This is a genomic window from Paenibacillus sp. IHBB 3054, assembly GCF_051594305.1.
In the GTDB taxonomy this organism is placed as follows: Bacteria; Bacillota; Bacilli; order Paenibacillales; family Paenibacillaceae; genus Paenibacillus_AQ.
Map to the genome: position 1 here is coordinate 1 of NZ_JBOFBG010000046.1, position 13,281 is coordinate 13,281.

Here is a 13,281-nt window from a genome sequence, read left to right on the forward strand (position 1 = left end):
GGAATCAACAATCGCCTTCTGTAATTGCAATGCGTTCCGGACACGCTCAGACGAGTCACGAGCCGCCTCCCAACTTAACTCCCAGGTGCGCTCCAGCTCCTCGCGAGACAACTGCCAAACCGGTTCCTCCGGCGGCACTGCTGCTCCGAGCCCTGATGCCATCGCGGAATCCCAGACGGTATGCATATCCGCGGCAGCACGTCCGAGTGAGTGCATCCTATGCTCACCGATCATGCCAGCAGGCACCATAGCGCCCGGACAGCACGTCATGACGGTCATGTACCTTCCGCACGGCAGGATGTGCATGCAGCGCCCATCCAACGTCAGCGGCTCAGGACACGGTCCTCCCGACTGATAAAAAAGAAGTTGCAGTTGCAGCGCATTTTCAATCTTGCCGCGAAACTCCGGATCATGCATCTTAAACCGCTCGGGGTGATAGCTTTTGACGAACAGCCCCCCCTTATTCGTCTCGACAATCCACTTCTCGTTCAATAGCCCACGCCTAACACGCTCGGCGGACAGCATCTCAGCCGAAAAATGCTTTTTCAGCCAGTCCGCGATTTCGTTAACTAATTGGTCCTCAGTCGTCAACAGCATTTGAATCCAACCTTTCCAAATCCCTCCGCACCCGAACAGCGAAACTGCGCAGAGAGCGTAGTAGAGTTATAAAATTTCTTGGCGGTCAGTTATGATGTCGAACTCTCCAGATGACATACTACTTCTCCTGCTCCTTTATCACCTGCTCAATCCCGAGCAGAATCAGCTTCAGGCCGAACTCAAACGCCCCGTCGGTCCCCATTAGCTCGAACAGCCCGTTCGTAAACATCCTCCTGAACAGGCCCGTATCCGTCTCGCTCATGGAATCCAGGAGCCGAATCAGCTCCTCACCCGGAGGTGCTCCCTGGTCTTTAAGGATCGCGGAGACATTGCGCTCATGCTGATAATTGTCTAGAACGAAGTAGAAGACATAGTTCACAAGCGTAGTAACCACCTGCATTTTCTGCGCTTGCGCAAGCGGCGTCGATTCCACGCAGAGCAGCATGCGGTTGGTGAACCGGATGATGTCCGGTTCGTGGGGCAGCGTCATCATCATGAGCTGCGTAGAGCAGGGATATCGGCTGAGCACGCTCCGTACTGTTACCGCAAGCCCTGTCAGTTGCTCCTTCCAATCCCCCTCGGAGTGAAACTCTTCCAGGATCACCTTCGATACCTGATTGGCCAGGCGCTGGTAAAGATCCTGTTTGCTCTTGAAGTACCAGTACAGGGAGGGAGCCTGAATCCCCAGCCTGTCGGCCAATCGTCTCATGCTGAATTTCTCGATATCCTCCACTCCAAGAAGCTCCCACGAGGCTTCCAGAATCCTGTCCTCCGAAATTTGAGGCTGCTGCTTTTTCATCGTCATCCGCCCTTTATCTAACAGTGTAAGTTTATGCTTTACAGGTTTATAGCTTCATGATATCATCTAACACTGTAAGGTTCAATCTAACACCGTTAGACTGGATAAAATAAAGAAAGTGGTGATCCAATATGGATGCAGAAAACCTTTATTATTTTGAGAAAGCACCGGTCGCAAAGGCCGTAGCTCACTTCGCTGTACCGATGATGCTAGGCACATCAATGAATGTCATATACTCCATCTTGAATGCCTATTTCCTTGGTACACTCCATAATACTGCTATGTTAACCGCACTCGCGCTAACCTTGCCGCTATTCGCAATCATTATGGCGCTGGGCAACTTGATTGGCATGGGCAGCGGTACCTACATCTCCCGTATGTTAGGAGAGAAAAAGTATGATGACGTAAAGCATGTGTCTTCATTCGCTTTTTACAGCAGCTTAGTTCTCGGTCTTCTCGTGATGGCCGCGGGTCTCCCGTTGATCGATCCCATCGTTCATGGCCTGGGGGCAACGCCTGACTCCTTCGGATTCACGAAGGACTATGTCACGGTTATGCTTATCGGTTCACCGTTCGTCGTGTTATTTTTCACGCTGGAGAATATCGTGCGCTCGGAGGGTGCAGCCATCACGTCGATGATCGGTATGATTCTCAGTGTTGTTGTAAATATCATTCTCGATGCGCTCGTCATCTTTGTGTTCCACTGGGACGTGATCGGCGTTGCGTCAGCTACGGTCATTTCTAACTTGGTTGCGAGTGTATACTACGCCTTCCATATGGGATATAAAAGCCAATTTTTAACTGTCTCCGTAAAATGGTTCAAGGCTACCAAAGACATTTTGGGCAATGTATTCAAAATCGGGGTTCCCGTCTTTATTATGAGCATCTTTTTGGGGGCAATGTCGCTTATCTTCAACCATTTTCTTGTCGAATACGGAGATTCGGCCGTAGCGGCTTACGGAATTTCATCACGTTTATTGCAATTTCCTGAGTTTATTCTGATGGGCTTATGCGAGGGAGTCGTGCCGCTCATTGCCTTCTCTTTTACAGCGGATAAATTGCGCATGAAGAATACCATTGGATTTACGATCAAAGTGATTGTGGGGTTAGCAGCCGTATTCGGCATCATCGTCTATTTAGTTTCCGACCATTTAATTGGTCTTTTTACAAATGACCCGCAATTAATTGAAATGGGCAGCTACATTCTGCATGTGACGTTCTTATCCTTGTTCATTACAGGAATGACCACTCTGTTTACCGGGGTCTTCCAGGCAACAGCGCAAGGAACGGCCGCGTTTATTATGTCAATAATTCAAGGAGTTACGCTGATTCCTGTGCTTTATATCGCCAATCAAATGAACGGCTTCCACGGGGTGGTCTGGTCGATTGTCATTGCGGATGCCGCCGCATTCCTTGTCGGTGCCGTCATGCTGTATGTTCTGCGGAACAAATTGCAGCCGGAATTGGATAGTTTAGTACAGTAGAAGTTATATAACAGCCAGATCAGCCAACCTTGGAGTTCTGCGGCCTCTTTAAAAAAAGAAGGTGCGAGAAGCCGGTTCATCACCGGACGCTTTTCGCACCTTCGCTTTTTTGTCTAAATCAACGCGTTGAAATGGCCCTCTGAGTTTACCGTCGCCGTCCGGGGATCGGTCAGACCGACGCCCTTGAGGTCTCCCTTTCCTTCAGTCCGCCAGAGCGGGAGATGGTCTTGAAGCGGAGGAGCCAGTACAAAATCGACCGGGGTGCTACTCCCACTTTTCTGCACCAGTTGGGCCTCCATCAGTCGAATTTGCCGCTGCAGCTGCTCCCGGCGATAAGGAGTCTGCATCTCTCCGCCCTGGGCTGCATTCACCTTGTCCAGTTCCATCAGCAACCGGTTCCGCTGCTTCTCCAGGAACTGACATCGCTTTGTGTGCCACCGTAAGCTGTAATGGCCTGTACCGGGCTGATGCCTGATACCGTCTGTGTCGCCATGATCTTTCCCTCCGTTTCCTTGGCTCCTACTCCAAATTCAGCCAAATTTGAAAGTTCTAATCATGTCTATTACCAGGCCACCCCCGCCATGACAACATCCCAAACGTATATCGGATAAAAATCGTCGCATAGTCTCAGCCGGCCGCTTGTTTCCTCGTTATAAATTCCGGGAACTTAGGTTGTATTTAGGATTTCATTAGATTAAGTCGTTTGCAAAGCTAGCGGAAAGAACAAAAAACGGGTCAACAGCGTCAAGTAATGCCCAACGCCATGACCCATTTTTTCCATTTAGTAAGAACTCCCCCCAACCTGAGCCGGGTAAAGTAAACACCCAATATTTTACTAATATTTCGCCCTATTTGTGATACGGTTCTCCGTTTCATATGCTATGAGGGTTTTATTGGAATTAATTATCTTTTTATGAACAACTTTTATATATATAATATGTTGTAGTTTTAGACGACTTTGATTCCCTAGTAAATCCATGTTTTTCATAAAACTTCTGTGCTTTATTATTCTGATTATCTACTTCTAATCTAACATAACTTAAACAATTCTTTTTACAATATTCAAGTGCCTTGTTTAATAGCTGTGTTCCTAACTTATTTCTTCGTTCAGTTCTTTTAGTTGCGATAAGGGTTATATATACTTCTTTTTCATTTACATAAAATGAAATAAATCCTACTACCTCATCATTACGATTTATAGTATATGTTATTGCAAATGTACTAATTTTTTTTGCATACTCTTCAAGGGATCCAACCTTTTCCGAAACTTGAGGATTAAAGCTATCGTTAAATGTATGTAATACATCTAAAATCTCACTATAAGAAATCAATTTACTCATTTCTAATCCTACTGAATCCTCTATGACTGATTTCCACCTTTCATGCATACAAAAAAGATTGATGAACATAAGTCTGGATACTTCTTCCCTAGCTCATAACACCCATCAAGATATTCCTTTGAAATGATATCTGTTCTCAATAACTGATCCCACTGGAAATTTGCTAAAGCTTTAAAAAATATTCCAGACGAGTGAATTATTTTTAGGCCTGATTGTTGAATGTCGTTCTGTAGTGTTTCTAGAGTGTAGGTCACTCGATGTCCATGTTCTTCTTCTGCTTTGGTTATAGATTCACAGCTTGGTATAATCCCCATATTAGCTGCAATTTGTCTTGATGCTGCATTAGCATTAGGACATGCTATAAAAATTACTCCCTTGTCACTTAGCCATTCATCATTTATCTTTTTAAGTAATCCTATACGATCATCTATATGTTCTAACACATGAGTTAAAAATATATTATCATACTTTTCCTGAAGCTTGACTCCTTCAAAAACATCATGAATAAAATTTATCTCAGCTTCAACGTCATCTAGGCTCATTTTCGCCACATTAATTGCATCCTCTGATGCCTCAACACAAGTAATATTATCGAAAATAGTACTTAAACGCTTAGTAAATGCTCCCTGATAACAACCTAATTCTAAAGCATTTCCACTTACCCTGTATGGCTCAAAAGACTTTATCATATAGGGATGCATAATATCAAAATCAAAATTGTATGCATATTGTCTACTATTGTCTTGTAATTCCTTATTATAATCTCTCATCTAATCCTCCACTAACTCTAGAATACCAAATCCAGTCTTGCCAAAATCATTTCCGTTATATAGCATATATAACGTCCCTCCCATTTCAAATACATTAGGATAGCATTGCATTCCACTATCCCATCCTGTTTCAGGTAGCCTTATTCCTGCGATTTCATCTGCTCTAGTCCAATTAACAAGGTCGTCAGAATATGCATATCCAATGCGATAGCTCTTTTCCCTATTCTTTCTAAAATCAGTTGCATGCCTATAACAAAAGAACATATGGTATCTATTTTTATAGAACACGACACTAGGAAGGGCTTGGCATTCTAATGGAATTTTTTCACTAATAATTTGCCGTCCCTCTCGTTCCCAATCTAGGCCATTATTAGAAACAGCATGACCAATTTTATAAATTCTATCTGGTTCATTCTGGCCCGGGAACTGTATCCATTGAGTTCCATAAATATACCACATATGAAATAAACCGTTAAAATATCTGACAAAACCATCAATGACGAGAAATGGCTCTTCTAAGGAACTCGTTAAAACAGGTCCATTTCCGACTCGCTTAAATGTTTTTCCACCATCATTTGATATTGTTAACCCAATACCGGTATCCGTTGAAACAGAGACTCTACGTGACCATCCACTTGTATAGCCATAAATTTTTCCTTCATACTTAAATGGACTAAATGGAAATACTCCATGCTCATCAAAGCACCCTAACTCTCCATTTGCCAAAACTGATGTCGATAGGTGCAATATCTTTGAAAATGTTTTATCTATATCAATAAAAGCTACTTTACTAATATATTTTTGCCGTTCATCAATTTCGCAAAATGAAAAATAAATTCTTAAATACGTATCATAAACCACAGCTTGCGGAGATTTCGCAAAAATTAATCCATACTCCTGAGGATCAAATATTAATCCATCCTTTGGCCCTACTCGATGCCATTTCATATTAAATCTCCTTCTAGCTCAGCCAATCCAAATCCATATTTTCCCACTTCATTCCCAAGATATAGCATATATATTTTTCCGTCTAGCTCGAATACATTGGGATATGCAATCATTTCACTATCCCATTCACGCTCAACCTTTGAAACATTAATTCCGCATTCCTCATCCTTTCTTGTCCAATGTATTAAATCCCTAGAAACTGCATAACCAATCCTATAAGAGTTGTTAACATTGTTTCTAAAATCTAAACACTTTCGATAGCAGAAGAACATATGATACACACCATTTTTATAAATTACATCTCCGCATGCTTGTGCCTCATCTTCCCCTAGCTTATTAGCTATAATATCCTTATTTAACTTATCCCAATGTATTCCATCTTTCGACGTTGCCATCCTAAGTTTATAGTAGATCTCTGGTCTTCCATTATCGACAGAAACCCATTTTCTACCTGTCGAATAAAATAGATACCACTTTCCATCATAAATTCTAACTTTAGGAGAACACACCACAAATGGCTCTTCTATAGAATAGGAAACTACAGGTCCCCTTCCTATTTTCTTAAATGACTCACCGTCATTCTCGCTTATAGCACAACCGATGGCAACATTAAAAGGTACTGATTCACAGCGTGTAACTCCACCATAATACCCATATATTTTATCTCCATGCCTAACTACACTAAATGGATAAGTTCCAAACTCATCAAATTCACCTATCCCACCGAGTTCTACCACTGGATGTTCAGAAACTTTAATTACTTTTGTCAGGTTCTCCCGATCCAAATCAACATATGCAATACGACTAATGGTTTGCCCTTGTTCATTTGGCTTTTCACGACAGGAGAAATACACACGAACAAAACTATCAAGTATTAGTACATTTTGTCCTTGTGCATAATTCCATCTCCAACTCGGTCTATTTTGATCCTCGCATGGATTAAATATTAACCCTTTCTTTTTCCAATTCAGCATACTGCCTCTCCTCTAATTTATCTGGCACCGTTTTAATATCCCGATAACTTGCTCTCTACTATTAAACATAAGGACATCAATTATTGATAGTGCAGGAATAAATTCGTTCCCAAATTGTTCATATTGAAGTGGCTCCATACAGATAAACTTTAGATCCAAATCATACTTACTAAACACATCTTTTGAATACAAATCCACGCCTCCAATAGGATTTATATATTCCGTTCCGTTTAATGCTTTACAAATAGCAATCACTCTATCCTGTGACTTTAAACTACTGTCTATATCTAATGAAGAGGACGTTACTATTTTTGTCTTAATTCCCAAATAACTTACTATGATATTGACTGAATGATGAATAAATTCAAATAAATTTCTACTATTGTAAGTAAAACACTTCTCAACTAGTGCAATAATATCCTCATAATAAGGAGCCTTCTTATAGGCTTGTTTTAGCTGATTAATACATTTAGTAGAGTTAAATGCTTCTGAAATATGTCGTTCTCTTATATCTAAAAAATCTGATTCTTTTTGTAAATTTATTGTAAAATAGTTATCTTTTCCTTGTACTAAATAGCGGTTTCGATTAACCCATCCTTTTTTTGTATATTGGATATTATCATAAATAACAAATAAATCAACTTCGTTAATTAATTGAAAATACCCTAAATATGGTAGAAAGTAGGGCTGCATTATTCCAATCTTCATTTTAAACTATCTCTTTCTTTTCAATTAGCTGTTTAGCTTCTGATAAGATTTCTCCTACTTGGTCAACTAGATTGATTTGTTTTTCTTCCTCCGCTTTCTTTAAGGCTGCATTACGTTTGTGTTGATAAAATTCACTATCCGTTACATATCTTTTCACTTGATTCTCCATGTCTTCTAACGTTTCACATTCGAATTCCTCTCCAACGGCACTAGCGACATCACAGTTTGGAAGTGTGACTACCGGTATACCTTGGAAAATTGAACATACCGCTCCTGCAGCTGCTCCACTTCGTGGTAAATTTAAAAATAGTTTCCCTTCTCCTACAGCCCTATAAAAATTATCCGAATATCCCATACATCTTGAACGACTAATAAGCTTTTTATTAATTGTGACTTGATCTAATGAAACTTGTCCTATAAAAATAAAATATATAGAATCTGAAATTTCTAATATAGTTTCTAACATTTCTACTACTATATTATTTAGCTCCGACTGCAAACGATTTCCTGCTATAACTATCGGAAATGCACCCTCAGGAAGTGAGTCATATTTTGCTATTTCCTTCCCATTATCTTCTGGAATATATGGTATTCTAAAATCTATAATGGTTTGTTTTTTCTCTTCGATAAAACGCTCAATCTCATATGTTGACTTCTTATCACCTTTTAAATAACGTAATAAAATATCACTCTCTGAAACTACTAATTGTTTTGTTAAATTCATACTCATCACAGTGAATAAGCCATTAAATAAATCGGCAAAATTCTCGATACTTCCTAGTTTCCATATACACATCGGATTATAGTCGTAAATTGCTTCCACTAATTCTCTTTGTTCATTAATATTATTCTCATCTATGACAATCTGATATCCAACAACCATACTTGGAGACCCACAATCAAGTTCAAAGAATCTATCTAATTGTTGTATTCGATTTAGAAATAAAGGTGTTATGCAATTGCCATAGTCATAATTTTGATCAAATGCTACAATTGTATATACTTGCATATTATAAACTGCTTGAAGAATATGGATTAATTCTAACAATATGCGAGTAGGTGCATGTTCTACACCTAATAGCTGGTTCGTTACAATTACAATTCTATTTGAATTTCGTTCTTTTAATGGAACATAAGGTAATTCTAGCCCTAACTCATCTCTCCACAGTTTATTTATTTTGCTATTTAACTGACGTTGTTTGAAATAGATATCCTTATCAAGATTAGTTGTTACTTTATTGTTTAGCATAACAATAACTTGTGTTTTATAGTTTTTTAACTCGTCTAAAGAGATTTCTTCGGTGCATAATATATTTAGTAAATATAATAGTGCATCAAAATCATTTAGCTCCTTAATCAATACACTTAACAAAAACAATTGACTACTGTAGTCTCCGGCAAAACTATTCTTTATCTCCTCAATAACTTTATCTTTACCCAACTGCTTACATTTTTCATTATACTCTTCTAAGCAATTATTCTTTGCTTCTGAATACTCTGTAGTTACATTATTGTTTGATGCTTGAATCACTCTTAAAAAATGTTGCAACTTGATAAATAAATTTTTCACCTTTTAATACTCCTTATTATGTTAGTAATCTTATCTACTTCTTCTTCTGTCATATCAGTTGCTAATGGTAAAACCAAAATCTGCTTTGATATTCTATCTGCTACTGGCGTCTTTACAGTATTAAAAACTCCACTATAACACTCTGCTTGATATGTTAATGGATAAAAATATTTTCTAGCGTATATCTGATGGTTGTTTAACCATTCAAAAATATCATCTCTACTGTACCCTAGTTCTTCCTCTATAACTACTATAGGATAATATGAATAACTATATTTGACATTTTCTTGTGCATTTCGTATTTTTATTCCAGGCACCCCTGTCAATCTCTTATCATACCATTCCGTTACCTGTCTTCTTTTATCTATCTCATTTTCAATGTGCCTTAGGTTACATATTCCCATCGCTGCTTGAAATTCATTCATTTTGGCATTAAGTCCAATTCCGTCAACTTCCTCTTGTGACTTAATTCCAAAATTCTTTAGCTGATATAATAACTTTCCTATTTCCGATTTATTGTAGACTACTGCTCCGCCTTCAATTGTGTGAAATACTTTAGTAGCATGAAAGCTAAACATTGAGGCATCACCAAAATTCCCAATTCCCTGTCCATTATATTCGCAACCAAAAGCATGTGCTGCATCATAAATTACTTTTAAATTATGCTTTTTAGCAATTCTTTCAATCTCCTCTACATTGCATATATTTCCATACACATGTACGGGTAAGATTGCTGAAGTTTTCTCCGTTATTAGTGACTCTATCTTTGATACGTCTATCGTATAATCTTCTTCGTTTATATCACAAAACACAGGGGTTAAATTGCGTCTAACAATCGCATGTGTCGTGGATATAAATGTAAATGGAGTTGTAATTACCTCACCCGTAATTCCAAGTGCATGAATTGCAAGTTCTAACGCTAAATGACCATTTACAAATAAAGAGATTTCATTTACTTTCAAGTAGTCTATTAGTTCTTTCTCTAACTTTTTATGTAATTCGCCCATATTCGTCAATATTGAACTTTCCCATAATCCTTTAATTTCATTAATATATTCTTCTAAAGGAGGCAAAGATGATTTTGTAACATATCTTGTTTTGTTCATCGTATTTTCACTCTCTTATATTTATTTATGCTGATATTATTTGTGTACTGATAGCATTTATTTTACTCTTTTCTTTTCTGAGAGTAATTGAGATATCAGTTTATTTACAGTGATTCAGAATCACATTTTCTTTCCATCAAATTTATGAAAATACCGCTTTGTTACAAACTTAAAATCAATTTTAGTGTGAATCCACTTAAGGTTGTCTATTAACTTATATCGGAAAATAACCGTAATTACATTAGCTGTTAAAACAGCTTATCATAATCAATATTTTACACAAAATGTTTAATTCTAATTTTTTTACAATATGATATAATAACATGCATTTTTTAACTATGATAAATTTATTAATAAATCAACCACCAAATCACTAAACTACTCTCAATCATTGCTCTTTTATGACTCAACCTACTCTTATCCAATGACCCAACCAAGCTCTCTATATTTAACTCTCTCAGGCACAAACTCAACACATTCACCTATCCTCCGGAATCTTTTCTGAATAAGAAAAGGACTGAACCTATTTATTCAGTCCTAATCACTATTAGTAAATTGATGGAACTTAAATCTTTCTCTTCACATTTCCAATTCCATTAAAACTCTCCTTTACTTATGATACGGTTCCCCCCGGTTTATCTTCACCGCCCGGTACACCTGCTCCACCAGCACCAGCCGCATGAGCTGGTGGGGTAGCGTCATGCGGCCGAAGCTCATGCGCTGCTGGGCGCGGCGCAGGACTTCATCGGAGAGCCCGTGGCTGCCTCCGATGACGAAGGCGACATGGCTCGTCCCGTAGGTGCCGAGCCGGTCGATCTCTGCGGCAAGCTCCTCGGAGCTCCAGAGCTTGCCGTCGATCGCGAGCGCAATAACATGCGCCTCGCTCTTGATATGCGCGAGGATGCGTTCGCCCTCGCGTGCCTTAACCTGAACGACCTCTGCGGCGCTCAGGTTGTCGGGCGCTTTCTCATCGGCTACTTCGATGAGCTGGAGCTTGAGGTACGGCGTCAGCCGCTTGGCATACTCCGCGATGCCGTCGATCAGGTATTTCTCCTTCAATTTGCCCACGCCGATAATTTGAATTAACATAATATCCTCCATATACCGGCCTCCGGGCCGGCTGCTGTATTCTTCGTGTATGATTAGCAAGGCATCCGCCAGCTATCAGTCTTAACTTAATTCTATGCCCGAGGCTGCACCAGCTGCTCTTTCCTGCTCTTCTCTACGGCCTCGTCGCGGTCGCCCACCTGAAGCTTCAAATAAATCGCCGAAATATAGTTTCGGACGGTTCCCTCTGAAAGATGCAGCTTCTGGGCAATCTGCTTATTGCGCAGCCCTTCCGTTAATTCTTGCAGAACCTCCAGCTCCCGCTCAGTCAGATCATACGGATTCAGCGAAGTATCTAGCTGCTGATCCTGGAACAGCTGCTGGGCCACCTCCTGCGAGATCATCGTCCCGCCTCCGTAGACCAGGCGGATCGTCGCTGCCAATTCCTTCGGATGGAGCGCCTTTAGCAGATAGCCCTCAGCCCCAAGCCGCAGCGCTTCCGCCGCATAGGTAATCTCCTCGAAGGTTGTAATGATAATGACCCGGATCTCCGGCCACTTCTCCTTAAGCTGCCGGGTAGCCTCCAGACCGTCCATTTCCGGCATGTGAATATCCATCAGGACAATATCCGGCTGCTCGGCGGCGCATTGCTCCAGTGCCTGCTTGCCACTCGCGGCAGTACGGATCCGGAAATCCTTCTCCTCTCCAAGCAGCAGCCTCAGACTCTCGCGGACCAGCGGCTGATCGTCAGCCAGCAGGATATCAATCCGCCGCTCCCCTTCCTGCGTCTGATTCGGGATCATACAGGTTACCAATGTGCCGTCATTTTCCTGGGAATCAATATATAGCTTGCCCTGCAATGCCGCGAGACGCTCCTTCATACCGGTGAGGCCGAAGCCGTAGCGCAGCTGTGCAGTTCCCTTGCCGTTATCCTGAATCTGCAGCATGAGCTGGGCCGGATCATATTGCAGGACCACCCGGATGGCGCTCGCCTGCCCATGCCTGCTGGCATTGGTCAGTGCCTCCTGCAGCGAACGGCATAATGTATGTTTGGCCTGCTTAATCACCGCATAAGGCTCGCCCATCGTGCGGAACGACAATGCGACCCCCGTATTGGATTCGAACTGCCCGGCAATCTGCATCAAAGCCCGGTCCAAGGTCACCGGCTCCTCCAGCGGATCCATCTGATGGACCTGCCGCCTCACATCTTCCAGCCCCTTGCGGGCTAGCTCCAGAACACCCTGAAGCTTATGCTCTCCTTCCTGCGTGGCTACATGCGGCCTCAGCGTTTCCAGACCCAGAATCATCGAAGTATAGCTGTGTCCAATCGTATCATGCACTTCCCCGGCCATCCGGTAACGTTCCTCCAGCAGGGTCATGCGTTCAATCTGAGAGGAATACTGCTCCAGAATGGTATATTGCTCGTTGACTAGCGTCAGCTTTTGCCGGATCGCGTTGATCGACTTCGCTCCCATCTGCAAGCCATATCCGGCTGCGTAGACGAACAACCCGTCCGACAGGCTCTTCCAGATCAGCGGGTGCGACAGTCCTTCCCCTATCGCGGGTCCGGCGCTTAAGCTGTACAGCAATAAGGTGATTGGAAGCGTATATAAGTGCGCCTTGCCCCGGGTATGGAAGGCAAGCATCATTACGGCAGGCAGGAATAATCGCGTTAAGCCAAAATAGTACGCCAGCGCGAACGCGATCCCGCCTGCGAATATAAATTCCAGAAGAATATACCGCGTCTTGAAATCCCGTCCAACCCATGCAGGAATTAAGCCGCCCAGCAATACCGCTGGCAGCACCAGCCAGAGCGGGAAATCCGGCTTATCCAGATACATCAATATAACGACAGCTATGCTCCATAACAGGCGTAAGAGCAGAACGGTTAGATCTTGCCACGCCCGCCGGGCTTTATTTTTTTGCATCAATCAGCAT

13 protein-coding genes are annotated in these 13,281 nt (G+C 41.6%); 1 reads left to right on the forward strand and 12 read right to left on the reverse strand.

Translation table 11 applies throughout. The features are described 5' to 3' along the window. A partial coding sequence (locus tag ACQ76X_RS30965) for a phosphotransferase (RefSeq protein ID WP_438497597.1) occupies positions 1 to 597 on the reverse strand: 597 nt, incomplete at its 3' end. 118 nt (positions 598 to 715) lie between these two features. Continuing rightward, complete coding sequence (locus ACQ76X_RS30970; RefSeq protein ID WP_438497598.1) at positions 716 to 1,396, reverse strand: TetR/AcrR family transcriptional regulator; 681 nt, start codon at positions 1,394 to 1,396, stop codon at positions 716 to 718. 131 nt (positions 1,397 to 1,527) lie between these two features. Here ACQ76X_RS30970 and ACQ76X_RS30975 point away from each other — a divergent pair, with 131 nt between their 5' ends. Next, entirely contained in the window at positions 1,528 to 2,880 is a 1,353-nt protein-coding gene (locus ACQ76X_RS30975) for an MATE family efflux transporter (protein ID WP_076111783.1), read from the forward strand. A 113-nt stretch (positions 2,881 to 2,993) separates the two neighbouring features. Here ACQ76X_RS30975 and ACQ76X_RS30980 read toward each other — a convergent pair whose 3' ends face one another. The 10 genes from ACQ76X_RS30980 to ACQ76X_RS31025 all read right to left on the reverse strand — a co-directional run bounded on the left by ACQ76X_RS30980 (position 2,994) and on the right by ACQ76X_RS31025 (position 13,271). Continuing rightward, positions 2,994 to 3,251, reverse strand: a complete 258-nt coding sequence (locus ACQ76X_RS30980) for a hypothetical protein (RefSeq protein WP_438497599.1) — start codon at positions 3,249 to 3,251, stop codon at positions 2,994 to 2,996. A gap of 540 nt (positions 3,252 to 3,791) precedes the next feature. Then, the gene (locus tag ACQ76X_RS30985; RefSeq protein WP_438497600.1) at positions 3,792 to 4,220 is read right to left on the reverse strand and encodes a GNAT family N-acetyltransferase; all 429 of its coding nucleotides are present in this window, start codon (positions 4,218 to 4,220) and stop codon (positions 3,792 to 3,794) included. Between the two features lie 20 nt (positions 4,221 to 4,240). Further along, the gene (locus tag ACQ76X_RS30990) at positions 4,241 to 4,990 is read right to left on the reverse strand and encodes a class I SAM-dependent methyltransferase (protein ID WP_438497601.1); all 750 of its coding nucleotides are present in this window, start codon (positions 4,988 to 4,990) and stop codon (positions 4,241 to 4,243) included. After that, a complete protein-coding gene (locus ACQ76X_RS30995) occupies positions 4,991 to 5,938 on the reverse strand; it encodes a hypothetical protein (protein ID WP_438497602.1) in 948 nt (315 codons plus the stop codon). Then, on the reverse strand, positions 5,935 to 6,912 hold the full coding sequence (locus ACQ76X_RS31000; protein ID WP_438497603.1) for a glycosylase: 978 nt from the start codon (positions 6,910 to 6,912) through the stop codon (positions 5,935 to 5,937). The genes ACQ76X_RS30995 and ACQ76X_RS31000 overlap by 4 nt, the downstream gene beginning before the upstream one ends. 12 nt (positions 6,913 to 6,924) lie before the next feature. Then, positions 6,925 to 7,620: a WbqC family protein gene (locus tag ACQ76X_RS31005; RefSeq protein WP_438497604.1), complete on the reverse strand. Its 696-nt coding sequence runs from the start codon at positions 7,618 to 7,620 to the stop codon at positions 6,925 to 6,927. A gap of 1 nt (position 7,621) precedes the next feature. Further along, on the reverse strand, positions 7,622 to 9,190 hold the full coding sequence (locus tag ACQ76X_RS31010; protein ID WP_438497605.1) for a hypothetical protein: 1,569 nt from the start codon (positions 9,188 to 9,190) through the stop codon (positions 7,622 to 7,624). Continuing rightward, positions 9,187 to 10,296, reverse strand: a complete 1,110-nt coding sequence (locus ACQ76X_RS31015; RefSeq protein WP_438497606.1) for a DegT/DnrJ/EryC1/StrS family aminotransferase — start codon at positions 10,294 to 10,296, stop codon at positions 9,187 to 9,189. Before ACQ76X_RS31015 ends, ACQ76X_RS31010 begins: the two co-directional genes overlap by 4 nt. Before the next feature lie 609 nt (positions 10,297 to 10,905). Further along, positions 10,906 to 11,385 (reverse strand): 23S rRNA (pseudouridine(1915)-N(3))-methyltransferase RlmH, encoded by a 480-nt coding sequence (rlmH, locus tag ACQ76X_RS31020; RefSeq protein ID WP_076111861.1) that lies wholly within the window; start codon positions 11,383 to 11,385, stop codon positions 10,906 to 10,908. Between the two features lie 92 nt (positions 11,386 to 11,477). Continuing rightward, entirely contained in the window at positions 11,478 to 13,271 is a 1,794-nt protein-coding gene (locus ACQ76X_RS31025) for a response regulator (protein ID WP_438497607.1), read from the reverse strand. Positions 13,272 to 13,281: the final 10 nt, after the last annotated feature.

Coding starts and splice junctions, on each gene's coding strand:
- ACQ76X_RS30985 (WP_438497600.1), bottom strand. CDS start 4,220: ATGAGTAAATTGATTTCTTATAGTGAGATTTTAGATGTATTACATACA.
- ACQ76X_RS30995 (WP_438497602.1), bottom strand. CDS start 5,938: ATGAAATGGCATCGAGTAGGGCCAAAGGATGGATTAATATTTGATCCT.
- ACQ76X_RS31025 (WP_438497607.1), bottom strand. CDS start 13,271: ATGCAAAAAAATAAAGCCCGGCGGGCGTGGCAAGATCTAACCGTTCTG.
- ACQ76X_RS30990 (WP_438497601.1), bottom strand. CDS start 4,990: ATGAGAGATTATAATAAGGAATTACAAGACAATAGTAGACAATATGCA.
- ACQ76X_RS31015 (WP_438497606.1), bottom strand. CDS start 10,296: ATGAACAAAACAAGATATGTTACAAAATCATCTTTGCCTCCTTTAGAA.
- ACQ76X_RS30970 (WP_438497598.1), bottom strand. CDS start 1,396: ATGAAAAAGCAGCAGCCTCAAATTTCGGAGGACAGGATTCTGGAAGCC.
- ACQ76X_RS31000 (WP_438497603.1), bottom strand. CDS start 6,912: ATGCTGAATTGGAAAAAGAAAGGGTTAATATTTAATCCATGCGAGGAT.
- ACQ76X_RS30975 (WP_076111783.1), top strand. CDS start 1,528: ATGGATGCAGAAAACCTTTATTATTTTGAGAAAGCACCGGTCGCAAAG.
- ACQ76X_RS31005 (WP_438497604.1), bottom strand. CDS start 7,620: ATGAAGATTGGAATAATGCAGCCCTACTTTCTACCATATTTAGGGTAT.
- rlmH (WP_076111861.1), bottom strand. CDS start 11,385: ATGTTAATTCAAATTATCGGCGTGGGCAAATTGAAGGAGAAATACCTG.